The 14,413-nt window shown below is 73.4% G+C and carries 12 protein-coding genes; 2 read left to right on the top strand and 10 right to left on the bottom strand.

Translation table 11 applies throughout. The features are described from left to right. Positions 1-17: 17 nt before the first annotated feature. The 6 genes from FJQ57_RS23045 to FJQ57_RS16415 form a co-directional block, all read right to left on the bottom strand. Complete coding sequence (locus FJQ57_RS23045; protein ID WP_211349006.1) at positions 18-986, bottom strand: Abi-alpha family protein; 969 nt, start codon at positions 984-986, stop codon at positions 18-20. A gap of 80 nt (positions 987-1,066) precedes the next feature. Next, on the bottom strand, positions 1,067-1,951 hold the full coding sequence (locus FJQ57_RS16435) for a universal stress protein (RefSeq protein WP_139982418.1): 885 nt from the start codon (positions 1,949-1,951) through the stop codon (positions 1,067-1,069). Then, positions 1,948-3,432: an amino acid permease gene (locus tag FJQ57_RS16430; RefSeq protein WP_139982416.1), complete on the bottom strand. Its 1,485-nt coding sequence runs from the start codon at positions 3,430-3,432 to the stop codon at positions 1,948-1,950. The genes FJQ57_RS16435 and FJQ57_RS16430 overlap by 4 nt, the downstream gene beginning before the upstream one ends. Before the next feature lie 238 nt (positions 3,433-3,670). Continuing rightward, positions 3,671-4,987, bottom strand: a complete 1,317-nt coding sequence (locus FJQ57_RS16425; RefSeq protein ID WP_246081863.1) for a DUF445 domain-containing protein — start codon at positions 4,985-4,987, stop codon at positions 3,671-3,673. 100 nt (positions 4,988-5,087) lie between these two features. Continuing rightward, entirely contained in the window at positions 5,088-6,530 is a 1,443-nt protein-coding gene (locus FJQ57_RS16420) for a hypothetical protein (protein ID WP_139982414.1), read from the bottom strand. After that, positions 6,527-7,000, bottom strand: coding sequence for a hypothetical protein (locus FJQ57_RS16415; RefSeq protein WP_139982412.1), 474 nt, complete (start codon positions 6,998-7,000; stop codon positions 6,527-6,529). Before FJQ57_RS16415 ends, FJQ57_RS16420 begins: the two co-directional genes overlap by 4 nt. 116 nt (positions 7,001-7,116) lie before the next feature. Between FJQ57_RS16415 and FJQ57_RS16410 the strand changes: the two genes are divergently transcribed. Next, positions 7,117-8,973: a DUF6020 family protein gene (locus tag FJQ57_RS16410; RefSeq protein ID WP_139982410.1), complete on the top strand. Its 1,857-nt coding sequence runs from the start codon at positions 7,117-7,119 to the stop codon at positions 8,971-8,973. Here FJQ57_RS16410 and FJQ57_RS16405 read toward each other — a convergent pair. Both FJQ57_RS16405 and FJQ57_RS16400 read right to left on the bottom strand, forming a co-directional pair. Continuing rightward, positions 8,855-9,289 carry a GtrA family protein gene (locus FJQ57_RS16405; RefSeq protein ID WP_139982407.1) on the bottom strand — a complete coding sequence of 145 codons (435 nt, stop codon included), beginning with the start codon at positions 9,287-9,289 and terminating at the stop codon, positions 8,855-8,857. The two genes, FJQ57_RS16410 and FJQ57_RS16405, sit on opposite strands and share 119 nt — an antisense overlap. 29 nt (positions 9,290-9,318) lie before the next feature. Continuing rightward, a complete protein-coding gene (locus FJQ57_RS16400; protein ID WP_139982404.1) occupies positions 9,319-10,290 on the bottom strand; it encodes a glycosyltransferase in 972 nt (323 codons plus the stop codon). A gap of 931 nt (positions 10,291-11,221) precedes the next feature. Here FJQ57_RS16400 and FJQ57_RS16395 point away from each other — a divergent pair. Then, positions 11,222-12,508, top strand: a complete 1,287-nt coding sequence (locus FJQ57_RS16395) for an HNH endonuclease (RefSeq protein ID WP_139982401.1) — start codon at positions 11,222-11,224, stop codon at positions 12,506-12,508. A gap of 132 nt (positions 12,509-12,640) precedes the next feature. On the opposite strand, the gene FJQ57_RS16390 is transcribed toward FJQ57_RS16395, so the two are convergent. After that, positions 12,641-13,063, bottom strand: coding sequence for a heat shock protein transcriptional repressor HspR (locus FJQ57_RS16390; protein WP_246081862.1), 423 nt, complete (start codon positions 13,061-13,063; stop codon positions 12,641-12,643). Positions 13,064-13,198: 135 nt separating this feature from the next. Continuing rightward, the gene (gene dnaJ, locus FJQ57_RS16385; RefSeq protein WP_139982395.1) at positions 13,199-14,392 is read right to left on the bottom strand and encodes a molecular chaperone DnaJ; all 1,194 of its coding nucleotides are present in this window, start codon (positions 14,390-14,392) and stop codon (positions 13,199-13,201) included. Positions 14,393-14,413: the final 21 nt, after the last annotated feature.

Genomic DNA, 14,413 nt, shown 5'->3' with positions numbered 1-14,413 from the left:
GCCCGGTTGGGCGCGACCTAGAGGTTGGGGCCGACGGCCTCGCCGTCGCCCGGCGTGCCGTGCTCGGGGAAGGTCGCGTCGGCGTCGACCTCCTCGACCAGGCAGGTGCGGCAGAAGTCCTCGCCGAAGGGCGTGAGGTGGATGGAGCGGCGCACGACCTTGGCGAACTTCACCGAGTGCATCGCGGCGAGCACGTCGGGCTGGGCCTCGACGACCTGGTACTCCATCGGGTCGCGCAGCGCCTCGCGGCTGAACCAGACCAGCCCGAGCCGGAAGAGGTTGTTGAGGTAGGACGGCACCTGGTCGACGTAGCGGCAGCCGGCCCGCGGGCCGATCATCGTCAGGCCCGGCGCGATCAGCTGCGAGCTGACCATGCCGACGGGCCCGCCGGTGCGGACGTCGACGCTGGGCTGCGGGCCGTTGTTGAGCAGCAGCATGAGGATGCGCGCCTCGTCGGGCGCGAGCTCGGTGAGGATGCGCTCGAACGCCGGGTGGCCGGTCTCGGTGCTCCACACGTCGCGCGACTGCTTGAGCAGCTCCTGGCCGCGCTCGCGCAGCGTCGGCTCGGCCGGCCTGGCGGGCACGGCGGTGGTCGAGGCGTGCACGACCTGGCCGTTGATGACCTCGGTGACCGGCTCGGGCACCAGGCCGCCGAGGGTCGCCCCCGCGTTGACCAGGGCCTTGCCCATGGGGGTGCCGGCGGAGGCGGCACGGGCGATCTCACCGACGGTCGAGATGGCCGCGCCGGCGTCGCGGGCCAGCGCCACGGCCTCGTCGCGGTTGGTCGCGGCCCGGCTCACGCGCAGCGCGGTGCGGGCCGACGTGCGGGCGCCCCACCCGGCCGTGTGCCAGGCCGCGGACGCCGCGACCCGGGCCAGCCCGGGCAGCGACTCGGCGGCCGGGGCGAGGTCGGGGAGCAGCGGCTCGCGGCGCACGTTGCCGCCGTCGGTCGGGCCTCGGCCGCGGAACCGGTCCGGTCGCGCCATCGGTCGTCGTACCTCCGGGGGATCACTGTGGTCGGGACGGGCGGGTGCGCCCCCAGCCTGCCACCTCGGTCCGCGCCGCGTCAGGGCACCACGACCACCGGGACGGGCGAGGCCCGCAGGATGCGGGTGGCGGTGGAGCCGAGGAACAGCCGCGCCACCACCCCGGCCGCCGAGGAGCCCACGACGAGCACGTCGGTGCGCTCCCACGCGACGCCGTCGAGGGCCTCGGGCCAGGTGCGGCCCGTGGCCACGGCGGTCTCGACCGGCCGCGGCCCGGTGCCCGCGAGGTCGCCGAGCGCGGCGACGGCCGCGCGCTGGGCCGTGACGGTGTGCTCGACGTAGGCCTGGAGCACCTCGGACTCGCCGTCGACCTCGGGCGGGTACATCGTGCGGCCGCGCACGGCGAAGGTGACCACGCGCAGGGCCGCGCCGACCGCGCGGCAGATCGCGGCGGTGCGCTCGAGCACCTGCCCCGACGCGTCGTCGCCGCGGAACGCGCAGGTCGCCCGGGTGACCGTGGCCCCGGCCGGCACCCGGAACCCGCGCGGTGCGACCGCGACCGGCACGGGCGAGGAGTGCAGGAGCCGGTCGGCGGTGGAGCTGACGACGACCCCGCCGAGCGGCCCGTCGGCGCCCGAGCCGACGACGACGAGGGCGGCCCCGGTCTCCTCGGCCACGCCGAGCAGGGCCGCGGCCTCCTTGCCGGGACGGGCCACCGCGCGGCTGGGCACGTCGGGGCACACCTCGGCCAGGAGCCCGGTCACGGTGGCGACGGTGCGGTCGCCGTGGTCGCGGGCCCAGGCCTCGAACTCGCGGTCGGCGGCCCGGGCCAGCGGGGTCGGCCAGGGCGCGGGCACCGCGGTGACGACGACCAGGTCGTGGCCGGCCGAGCGGGCCAGCATCGCGCCGAGGTGGAGCGGGGCGGCGTCACCCTTGGCGGCGGCGTACCCGACGACGATGGTCACCGTGGGCCCCCGGCGTCGGGCACCTCCGTGTCGGCGACCTCGCCCCGCTCGAGGGCGGCGTGGCGGCGGCCCCACAGCAGGTAGAAGCCGAGCACGACGGCCAGCCAGGTGCCGAAGATGACCCAGGTGACCGCGGCCAGGCCGGAGAGCACGTAGACGCAGGCCACGATGGTCAGCACCGGGGTGACGGGGTAGCCCGGGACCCTGAACGGCCGCTCGAGGTCGGGCTGGGTGCGCCGCAGCACCAGCACGGCGGTGGCGACGACGATGAAGGCGATGAGGGTGCCGATCGACACGGTGTCCCACAGGTAGTCGGCCGGCACGAAGCCGCCGATGAGGGCCACCACGACCGCGACGACGACGGTGTTGAAGGTCGGGGTGAGGGTCAGCGGGTTCACCGAGGAGAAGCGCCGGGGCAGCATGCCGTCGCGCCCCATCGCGAACAGGATGCGGGTCTGGCCGTAGAGGGTCACCAGGGTCACCGAGAAGATCGAGATGACCGCACCCGCGGCCAGGATCGTGCCGGGCACGGAGGAGCCGGTGATGTCCTGCAGGATCACCGACAGGCCCGCGCTCTGCTGCTCGGGGCTCTCGAACTCCTCGGTCGGCTGGGCGCCGACGCCGGCCACCGCGACGAGCACGTAGATCGCGACGACCACGACGAGCGCGCCCATGATCGCCCGCGGGAGGGCGCGCTGCGGGTCGCGCACCTCCTCGCCGGCGGTCGAGACGGCGTCGAGGCCGATGAAGGAGAAGAAGATGGTGCCTGCGGCGGCACTGATGCCGGCCGCGCCGGCGTCCCAGAAGCCGCCGAAGTGGTCGGCCTCGAACGCGGTGAACCCGATGACGGCGAAGAGCACGAGCACGCCGAGCTTGATGAGCACCATGACGGTGTTGACCCGCGCCGACTCGCTGGCCCCGCGCAGCAGCAGGACCATGCACATGAGGACGAGCACGACGGCCGGCAGGTTGACCAGGCCGGTGGTGTTGTCCTCGTAGGGGACCGGCGAGTAGGACAGCGCGTCGGGCAGGTGCCAGCCGAGGAGGTTCTGCAGCAGCTCGTTGAAGTAGCCGCTCCACCCCACCGCCACCGCGGCCGAGCTGACGCCGTACTCGAGGAGCACGCAGGCCGCGACGACCATCGCCACGAGCTCGCCCATCGAGTGGTAGGCGTAGGAGTACGTCGACCCGCTGACCGGGATCGCGCTGGCGACCTCGGCGTAGCAGATCGCCGAGAGCCCGGCCGCCACGCCCGCGACGAGGAAGGCCACGACGACGGCGGGGCCGGCGTCGGGCACCGCCTCCTGGAGCACGAAGAAGATCCCGGTGCCGACGGTCGCGCCGACGCCGAACAGCATCAGCTGGAAGGTGCCGAAGCTCCGGCTCAGCTCGGGCCCGGCGTGCCCGCCGCCCGGCGCCGCGATCGGCTTGCGCCGCCTCAGCTGGTCGCCCAGGCCCGGCCGCACCTTGATGTCGCTCATCGCCACCCTCCCTGACCGGCGCGTGCGCACCGGTGCCAGGAGGCTAGACCCGGGCCCCACGGTGGTCGAGGAGGGACGGAGTCCCGTCTCGAGGCCACCTCACCGCAGCGTGGTCTCGAGACAGGCGCCAGGGCGCCTTCCTCGACCACCGTGTGGCCCGGTGGTCGAGGAGGGACGGAGTCCCGTCTCGAGGCCACCTCACCGCCGCGTGCACCGTGCGGTGACGTCGTGCGCTGCGTCAGCCGCCCTGGACGCCGAAGACCAGCAGGTGCAGGGCGCCGCCCGCGGCGCCCATGATCGCGCCGTGGGCGTAGAGCATCCACTCGTCCTCCTTGATGGCCGAGCGCATCATGTCGACGAAGTCCCGGGGCGGGAGCTCCTTGGTGCGGCGGGCGACGAGCAGCCGGATCTTCTCGGCCTGCTGCGCGCTGAACTCGGGGTCCTTGAACGGCGTCAGGGTGCGGCCCACGGCCTCCTGGGCCACCGAGTCGCGGATGTGGTCGAAGCGCTGCGGGCCCATGGCGACCCGCAGCGCGCCGCGGGCGGGGCCGGCGGCCAGGTCGATCGCGGGGCGCAGGGCGGTGGCCAGCATCTGGCGGGTGCGGTCGCCGCGGGGGCCGTCGAGCAGGAAGTCGCCGATGCGCTCGAGGGTGATGACGTCGTCGGCGATGATCTGGGCGTAGACCTCGGCCGCCTCGTCCTGGCGCTTGAGGAACAGCCCGTGCCAGGTGATGCCGAGGATCCGCTTGGGCTCCGTCGGCTCGAAGATCAGCCACATGCCGAGGGCGTTGGTGATCCACCCGACGACGACACCGAGCACGGGCAGCATCCACGCCTGGTGGAAGATGCTGTCGACCACGGCGACCGGGATGCCGAGCAGGAACCCGAAGATGAAGCCGAACCTCACCATGAGGTCGAGCTCCTTCTGGCCGAAGTCGCGGAAGATCCGGACCACCAGGTCGGGGTTGTCCTGGAAGTGGTCGATGACCATGATCTTCGGGTCGAGCAGCTGGTCGATGTGGATGCCGATCTCGGTGGTGACCTGGCCGACCACGCTCGGCAGCTGCGCCTGCACCCGGTGGTAGACCGCCTCCTTGACCGCCGGCGGCAGGTCGCGCCACAGCCGCGGGTGCTCGGCCGACATCACCTGGTCGACGAGGTCGGGCACCTCGGGCCGGAACACGGTGACGATGTGCTCGGCGATCTGGTCGGGCTCGAGCTGCTGGTAGAACTCCCCGGGCGTGCCGAGCTTGGCGATGGCCTTATCGACCGCGATGCTGCCCATCTTGGCCGCCCGCGCCGGCACGATGCCCTGCCAGCCGATGCCGCCCTGGAGGACCCCGGGCACCTCCTGCACCTTGCGCGGCAGCACCGACGACAGCTCCCGCATGCCCGGCACCGTGACGCCGTGGAAGCGCACCGGCGCGAAGAGCATCCACAGGCCCGACCAGTTGATGAGCCAGCCGACCACACCGGTGAAGAGCGGGATGGTGGCGAAGTGGACCCAGCTGATCTCGCTGAACCAGGTGCGCACCGGGTCGAGCAACCAGTCCACGTGCACCTCCGCCGCCCCACGACGACGCCGTTGCCGCCACGCGCAGACTAGTGGCAAGCAGACACCTGCGACACGGGGTCGCACACAGATCGGCCGCAGGTCACACGGCGAGCAGGGCCACCGCGACGATCACCGCCGCGAACCCCACCCCGAGCGCCACCTGCGCCGCGTGCAGCACGCGGACGACGCCCGCCGGCTCCGCCTCGTCGAGACGCGCGTCGGCGCGCCGGTCGGCCCGCAGCCGCCACAGCAGCGCGGCGCCGAGGCCCAGCAGCGGCGCCATGGTCGTCCAGTAGCGGGGGCCGGCGATGTGCACGAACGGCTGCACGAGCAGCGCCAGCACCGCGACCTTGAGCAGCACGAGCTGCAGCGCGTCGTCGAACCTGCGCCGCCCGACCGCGCCCAGGAGCACCAGCATCACCACGATCGCCGGGTAGAACAGCGCCCACGTCAGCACCGCGGCGACCGGCACGACGTCGTACGGCGAGCCCGGCCAGCGCAGCAGGGTGACGAACCGCGAGGGGTTGACGAGGTAGCGCCCGGTGTTGATGCCGACGTCGCGGGCGTAGGACTGCGCGGTGACGTCGCGCCGGGCGTGGGCCGACATCTCGTCGGCGACGACGGTCTCGCTCACGCCGGCGGCCCGGCCCTGCTCGCGGGAGTAGCGCAGCGGCGAGAACCAGATGCTGGTGCCGACGTCGCACTCGCCGAAGCAGACCCGGTCGCGGTCGCCGAAGGTGTTGGCCCGCACCGTCGGCACCGAGACCGTCGTGACGACCCGCGCGTCGAGCGCGGCCGACGCGCCGAGGCTCCACGGGGCGAGCAGGCCGAGGAAGCAGACCCCCGCGACGACGTACGCCGCCACGACGCGGCCGCTCCCCCGCCGCCCGGCCAGGGCGAGGGTGACCAGGAACGTCACCCCGAGCACGCCCAGCACCACCAGGACGACGCTGGAGCGGAAGTAGACCGCTGCGATGGCCCAGGCCCCGATCGCCGCCCCGCGGCGCAGCCCGACGGCCTCGCCGGCGCGCACGTCGCGCACCGACTCGACGGCGTGGCAGAGCACGACCACCAGCGCCAGCCCGGCGGCGCTGTCGCCCCACGCGGCCGCGCCGAAGGCGGCGTACGTCGGCACGAGGCCGGGGAAGACGAGCACGGCGCCGGCGGCCACGTCGCCGAACGTGCGCCGCACCCGCAGCACCGCCACCGCCAGCAGCCCGGTCGAGGCGAGCAGCAGGTAGCCGCGCACCAGCGCCACCGGGGCGTCGGGCACGAGGAGGAACAGGGGCGTGAGCACCGCCGACATGCCCGGCATGAACCAGCCGCTGCCCACGGCGATCCGGTCGAGCTCGGCGGTGTCGGGGGCGCGGAGGGACGCCAGGTCGCGCACCGCGTTGGACACGGCGCGCGCGGCGTCGACGTAGTAGGACTCGTCGCCGACCAGGCCACCGCCGGCGACGCCGACGTGGACGAGGACCCGGACGAGCACCACGGCCCCGGTGAGACCGAGCAGCACCCGGCCGGCGCGGGTCGCCGGGGTCACGAGCGGTCCACGAGGTCGGGGGCGAAGCGCTTGGTGGAGTTGGCGTCGCGGCAGGTCGGCTCGTCGCGCTGCCGGGCGACGACGGGCAGGTCGAGGACCATCTCGCCGCGGACGACGCTGTCGGCGGGGACGTCGAAGTCCTCGGTGGTGATGGTGACGGGCTCGTCGACCCCGGCCGCGGCGAGCTGCTGCTCGAGGACCGCCGTCGCCTCGGCACCGCTCACCCGGTCGTAGTGCAGCACCGCCCGGCGGCGCAGCCCGTCGACCGAGAGCATGTCGCCGTCGCGGCGGAGCACGTAGGCGAACTCGGGCACCACCCCGCCCGGCAGCGGGTAGCAGCCCGAGGCGAGGCCGTCGGGCGGCAGCAGCGGGCGGTACTGGCCCGACACGTCCGCCCGCCCGAGGAACGGGCTCACGACCACCAGCGCCACCGCCGCCGCAGCGGCGGACAGGACGAGGAGGCGGCGCATGGCGGGCTCATCCTAGGGACCCGGTCGGACGACCGGCCGCACCACACGGTGGTCGAGGAGGGCGCCCTGGCGCCCGTCTCGAGGCCACTCCCCCGCCGCCTCCTAGACTCCGCCCCATGTCCGGCGGGTTCCGGCGGGGGATCTCGCTCGCGACGTGCGGCGTCGTGGTCGCGGTCGTCTCGCTCGCCACCTGGGCCGGGCTCGTGCACCGCTACCTCACCCCCGCCGACGCGCCCTGGCTGCTGCTGACCCGCGACGTCGCCGACCACCCGGTGCGCGCGGCGCTGCTGCTGGTGGCCTGCCTGGCGGCGTACACCGTGCTGGTGGTCGGCGCGGCCCGGCTGGCCGACCGGTGGCGCCACGGCGCGCCGGACGCCGGCCCGCGCGAGGGGCGCGTGCACGACCGCGTCGCGTGGGCCTACGCGCGGTGGTGGCGGCTGGCCCTGGTGCTGGCGGTGCTGTGGCTGCCGTGGTTGGCGACGTCGTTCCCCGGCCAGCCGAGCCCCGACCCGTCCAACATGATCACCGAGTGGGTCTCGACCCGCGCCGACTTCGCCCAGGCCCCGCCGCTGGCCGGGCCCGACCAGACGGCGCCGTACGTCGACTACCCGACGTCGACCTACCTGCTCACCGACTCCGACTCGCTGTGGTCCAACCACCACCCCTTCTACCTCGTGGTGGCCTACGGGTCGCTGGCCTCGGCCAGCATCGCGCTCTTCGACAGCCTGGTGCCGGCGCTGCTGCTGGCCTCGGCCTTGTCGGCGCTGTTCACCCTGGTCGCGTTCGGGCGGGCGCTGCACGTGCTGGGGTCGCTGGTGCCCAGCCCGCGGGTGCGTCTGGGCGCGCTGGTCGTGCTGGGGCTCTCGCCGCTCGTCCCGCTCTGGAGCCTGGCCGAGCACAAGAACCAGCTGTTCTGCGCGGCGTTCGTGTGGTGGCTGGCCCTGCTGGCCCGGCTCGTGCACACCGACGGACCGCCCACCCGCCGCTGGTACGTCGAGACCGGGCTCGTCTCGCTGCTGATGGCCGCGACGGTCCAGTTCGGCTCCTACGTCCTCCTCGCCCAGGCCGTGGCCCTGCTCCTGCTGCGCGGACGCCGGCTCGCCGGACTGCTCGCGGTGGCCCTGCCCGCGGTCGTGGTCACCGGCAGCCTCGCCGCCCTCACCTCGGCCGGCCTCCTCATCCCCTCCGACCCGGTCGAGACCAAGGGCGCGCAGATGCAGGTGCTGGCCCTGGTGCTCACCGAGCACCCCGACGCGCTGACCGCCCAGGAGACCGCCGACCTGGGGCGGATCTTCGACCTCGAGGCCTTCGTCGCCAGCTTCGACCCGTCGAGCTCCGACCCGCTGAAGTCGACCGGTCCGCTCTCGCGCAAGACCGCGAGCTTCCGCTACGAGACGGTGCAGCCGGAGGACTGGGACACCTTCAACGGCATCGTCCTCGACGTCGCCCGCCGCCACCCCGCCACCGCGCTCGACGGGCTGTTCCTCAAGTCCTACCGCTACCTCGACCCCACCGACCGCGGCACCGACTGGTACCCGCCGTGGAACCCCGCCTACGAGCGCAGCATCGAGGGCCACCAGGTCGCGCCGCTCGAGGTCAACGCGACGCTGCGGGCGGCCGTGCGCGACGGCGCCAACGGGTGCTACGAGGTCTCGGCCTGCCGGCCGCTGGTCTCGCACGGGCCGCGGACGGTGGCGATCGTGCTGCTGCTGGCCGGGGCGATCGCCTGCCGCCGGCGCCTGGCGTGGTTCTGGGCGCTGCCGTTCGCGCTGCAGCTGGCCATCGCCGGCGTCTCGCCGCTCAGCGCCGGCGGCCGCTACGTGCTGGCCTGCACCTACGGCCTGGCGATCGTGCTCATGCTGCTGGCGATCGACGACCGTCGGGGCTCCCCGCACGAGCGAACACCCAGCGGTAGCCGAGGAAGTTCGACACCATCCCGACCCCCATCGCCAGCACCTTCGCCCCAGGCGTGACCAGCCCGTCGGGCAGGCCGGGCGCGAGCGCGCCGGCGGCCGCGACGGCACCGAGGATGACCAGCGACTGCACGACCAGGCCGGAGAAGAGCGTCACCGCGACGAAGCCGGCGTAGGAGCGCCAGCCGGCCTGCTCGGCGCGGAAGACCCACGACCGGTTGAGGAAGAAGCTGATGGTCATCACCACGATCGTGGAGACGACGTTGGCCGCGACCGGCGCGACGTCGAGGCCCACGGCGAGCGCGGTGAACAGGGCCAGGTCGAGCGCGGTGTTGGCGAGCCCGACGACGACGTACCGGCTGGAGCTGCGCTCCATCAGGCTGCGCTGCCCGGACGGCTGGTCGTTCAGCGGGTCACCCGGGCGCCGGTGGCGTCGACGTGCTCGAACGCCGGGAACTGCAGGTAGAACAGCCGCCGCTGCTCGCGGGTGCTGCGCAGCACGCTGCTCATGATCATGCCGACCCCGACGAGCAGCACGCCGAGGATGACCAGCGACGAGGCGAGGATCGCGGTCGGGAAGCGCTCGACCAGGCCGGTCTCGGCGAAGTCGAGGACCACCGGCACGCCGAGGGCCAGGCCGAGGAGCGTGCTGAGCAGGCCCAGCCCGCCGAGCACGAGGAACGGCCGCTCGTGCAGCATCAGCCGGGCCAGCAGCCCCAGGATCTTGAAGCCGTCGCGGAACGTGCGCAGCTTCGACTCCGACCCCTCGGGCCGGTCCTTGAACGCGATCGGCACCTCGGCCTGCGGCACCCGCAGGTTGGCGGCGTGGATCGTCAGCTCGGTCTCGATCTCGAACTCGTAGGAGTTGGCCGGGAACGACTTGATGTAGCGCCGCGAGAACGCCCGGTAGCCCGAGAGCATGTCGCTGACCTGCTCCCCGAACAGCAGCGTGGTGACGGTGTTGAACGCCTTGTTGCCCGCCGCGTGCCCCGGCCGGTAGCTGCCGTCGCCCTCCGCGTCGGTGTCCACGCGTACGCCGACGACGTGGTCGAGCGGGCCGCTGACCAGCGCCTCGATCAGCCGCGGCGCCGCCGAGGCGTCGTAGGTGTCGTCGCCGTCGATCATCAGGTAGACGTCGGCCTCGATGTCGGCGAACGCGCGTCGTACGACGTTGCCCTTGCCCTTGCGGGTCTCGGTGCGCACGATCGCGCCCGCCTCGGCCGCCACCTGGCTGGTGCGGTCGGTGGAGTTGTTGTCGTAGACGTAGACCTCGGCGTGCGGCACCGCCGCCTTCAGGTCGCGCACCACCGTGCCGACCGTCAGCTCCTCGTTGTGGCAGGGGACGATGACCGCGACGCGGTGCTCCTCGAGCGTCATGGGGGCTGTCGTTCCTCTATCTAGGTGCCGGCTGGGGCTGGTCGGGGACCCGCCACTGTAACGATCGGCTACGTCTGCGCCCGATTCCGCGGCGGCGTCGGCTCGGCCACGTCGCTCGTCGGCGCCCCGGATCGCGCGACGTCCGAGTGGCCGCTCGCGCTGCACGCCCCGCCGTCGCCGACGCTGGGCGAGGAAGGCCGTGCGGCGGCGTGTCTCGAGGTCACCACGCGTCCGCTTGGGAATCGGGGCGGTCGTGATGCGCGAGCGCTCAGCGCGACATGATCGGGCGGAGCCCGTGGTGCGGCATGGTCGGGCGGAGCCGTCAGCAGTGGCGGACCTGCCGGATCAGCATCAAACGGCCGACCAGCTCCCCTCCGGACGAGATCGAGGCCTCCAGGAACGCACCCTGTACCCGGGGAACCTCAACGCGGCCAGCAGAGCGTCCACTGGGGCCGACCCGCAGGGACCTCCACGTGTCGATGCTGGCGCCAGAGTTCCTGGCGCGCACGACAACCTTGCCCCTCACGACGCGTTCGTCGTCGTTTACGAGACGAGCGCGGATGCGCCAAACGTCAGGTCCTGCTTCGACCTTGCACATCCTCAACTGGATCTGTCCGTCATTCATCTCGACCCCATACGCGGGGTTCGAGAGGTCGTCGGCCAGGGCCAGATCGTCAGCCCCAGATCCACAGAGGACTGCGGTAAGCGCGACGCAGGCCGCCAGGCGTCGTTGACCGGTCATGGCGGACAGTATGGGTCCTGCCACTTAGAGGTCGCAGACTTACGACGATCGTAGGAGTGATCGGGTCGGCATGGTCGGGCTGCGCCCACACGTCGGCATGCTGGGGCGCATCGCGGCCTCGCGAGAACGCGTCTCGCGGTATCGAACACACTGGCGGTAACTGTCGGTGGTCGCGTCTAGTCTCATCACATGACCAGCCGCCACCTCACCGACCCGGCCCTCGCCGCGGTCGCCGACGCCTGCCGCGGCAAGCGCCAGATGGAGGTGAGTGAACTCGTGGCGGTACTCGCCTGGTGCGCTGCCCACGAGGTCACCGAGGCCGAGGCGTCGCTCCACACGATGACCCCGGGTCTGCAGCTCGGCGGGCCCGGCTGCCCGTGGGTCAGCGAGTTCGAAACCCACGACCTGGCCTGCGTCCTCGGCCGTTCCCCTGATTCGTGTGCCGTGTACGTCGGCAATGCGCTCGAGCTGCGCCACCGGCTGCCCCGGCTGTGGGCTCGGGTGGTGGCGTTGGAGGTTCCGGTGTGGAAGGCGTTCCGGATCGCCGAGCAGACCCAGCAGCTCCCCATCGCCGGTGCCGCGGACGTCGATCGGGCGCTGGCGCCGACGGCGCACTCGTGCACCTTCGCCCAGGTCGACCGGACCGTCGCCTCCGCCCTGGCCACCCACTGCCCCGACGAGGTCGAGCGACAGCGGCGGGAGGCCGAGGAGCGGCGCTGCTTCGACGTCCACCTGGGCCACGTCCGCTCCCTCGACGGGGCCGTGGAGGTGACCGGGACCCTCGACCTGGCCGACGCCGTCGACCTCGACACCGCCATCAGCAGCGTGGCGGCGCAGCTGGGTGAGCTGGGGTCGACGGAGTCCTGGGACGCCCGCCGGGCGCTCGCGGTCGGTGAGATCGCCCGCGCCCAGCTCGCGCTGGACCTCGAGCTGCCGACCGGACGGGGCGTCACTGTCTACGCCCACCTGCGCTCGGACTCCGACGTGGTCGAAGCGGCAGGCGCCACGATCACGACCGAGCAACTCGCCTCCTGGTGCCGGCAGCCTGGCACCCGCGTGACGATCAAGCCCGTCGTCGACCTCCCGGGCGGCGATCCCGCTGCAGCGCAGGCCCTGGCCGAGCAGGTCGCGGCCTGGCTCGCCACCGGTGCCCACATCAAGCCGGTCATCGACCTGTCCGCCGATCTGACCTCGGGCGGCTACACCCCGTCCCCGGCCCTGGTCGAGCAGGTCGACCTCCGCGACCACCGCTGCGTCTTCCCGTACTGCAACAGGCGCCGCACCGACCGCGACCACCAGATCCCCTATGACGCAGGCGGCCAGACCAGGTCGTCCAACCTCGGCCGGCTCTGCCGCGGCCACCACCGCGCCAAGACCCACAGCCGGTGGAGCTACACCCAGCTCAGACCCGGCGTGTTCGAGTGGCACAGCCCCGCCGGCGCGACGTACGTCGTCGACCGCAGCGCCGAACCCTGACCACCACGCCCCGCACCCCGCCCACCACCGGTGAGCGGGACCACCGGCACGCCCCGGTCTCTGAGGTGCCCCACTGGCACACCCCACCACTGACCCGTCGTAGATACACGACGGGTCAGCGTGCGTCTGGGGTCAGCGGAAGGCGCCGCCGCGCCGCCAGACCACGATCTCCCGGGACGGCGTCGGGGTGAAGATCGCCGGCAGCCGCTCCGGCGTGCGCCGCCCGGCCCGGTCGGCCAGGGCGGCGCGCAGGGCCTCGCGGGTGGCCTCGAGCTCGGCCTGGAGCTCCTCGTTGCGGGCGCGGAGGGCGTCGGCGCGGTGCTCGAGGTCGAGGATGCGGCGGACGCCCTCGATGCCGATGCCCGAGGCGGTCAGGTCGGCGATGGAGCGCAGCAGCTCGACGTCGCGCGGGGAGTAGCGGCGCCCGCCGCCGCCGGTGCGGCCGGGGGTGATCAGGCCCATCCGCTCGTAGGTGCGCAGGGTCTGCGGGTGCAGCCCGGTCAGCTGCGCGGCGACGGAGATGACGTAGATCGGGGTGTCAGGTCCCGGCGTCATGGTCATGACGGCACCACCGTGGCGGGGTCCCCGCGGCGTCGTCCGGTGGAGGAGCGAAGCGGGGGAGCCGGGGGGCGTCGTGGGGTGCACTGGATCGGGGTGTCAGGGCCCGGGGTCATCGCGCTCACGGCCGCCTCACGCCTCCTCGAACAACCCCGCCCGCAACGGCTTGTCGGCCGTCGCGGCCCGGTAGGCCTCGACCGCCTCGCGGGCGGCCTGGTCGAGCACCGCGGGCACCTGCACCTGCACCGTGGCCAGCAGGTCACCGCGGGTGCCGTCGGCCTTGGTGGCGCCGCGGCCGCGGACCCGGAAGGTGCGGCCGTTGGGGGTGCCGGCGGGCAGCCGCAGGGTGACGGGCGCGCCGCCCAGGGTGGGCACCGTGACCTCCGCGCCGAGGGCGGCCTCGTCGAAGGAGATCGGGACGTCGAGGGTGAGGTTGTCGCCCGCACGCCCGAAGACGCGGTGGGGCCGGACCTTGACCGCGACGTACAGGTCGCCGGCCGGGCCGCCGCCCTCTCCGGCGCCGCCCTTGCCGCGCAGCCGGATCCGCTGGCCGTCCTTCACCCCCGCGGGGATGCGGGCCTGGATGGTGCGGGCCGACGTGCCGCGGCCGCTGCCGTGGCAGGTGGGGCACTTCTCGTCGTAGACCAGCTGGCGGCCTCCGCACGCCGGGCAGGTCTCGTTGATGGAGAACGCGCCGCCCATCGACTGCACGACGAACCCGGCGCCCTCGCACTCGGGGCAGATGTGCGGCTTGGTGCCGGGCTTGCCGCCCGTGCCCGAGCAGGTGGGGCACGCGGAGTCCGAGGTCAGCCGCAGCGAGATCGTCACGCCGTCGAGGGCGTCGGTGAAGGAGATCGTCGCCGAGGTCTCGACGTCGGCACCCTTGGTGGCGCGCCGCGCCTGCTGCTGGGTACGACGACCGCCGGCCCCACCGCCGCCGAAGAGGTCTCCGAACATGTCGCCGAAGCCGCCGCCCCCGCCGCGGGCGCGGTCGCCGAGGAGGTCGTCGAGGTTGAACGACCCACCCCCGGCACCACCACCGCCGCCGCCGAAGCCGCGGAACCCGCCGCCGGAGCCGTAGAGCTGGCGCATCTCGTCGTACTTGGCGCGCTTGTCGGGGTCGCCGACGACGTCGTAGGCCTCGGCTACCTGCTTGAACTTCTCCAGCTTGGCCGGCTCGTCGGGGTGGGCATCGGGATGGTTGTCCCGCGCCAGCTTCTTGTAGGCCTTCTTGACGTCGGCGGCCGAGGCGTCCTTGCCCACGCCGAGCACGGCGTAGAAGTCCTTCTGGGCCCAGTCGGGCCGGAAGCCCTGGTCGTCAGCCATCCCTCCTCCTCTCCCTGTCTC

It is taken from the genome of Nocardioides litoris (assembly GCF_006346315.1).
In the GTDB taxonomy this organism is placed as follows: Bacteria; Actinomycetota; Actinomycetes; order Propionibacteriales; family Nocardioidaceae; genus Nocardioides; species Nocardioides litoris.
Note: the sequence above shows the minus strand (reverse complement) of the source record. Positions and strands in the feature narration are given on the sequence as shown.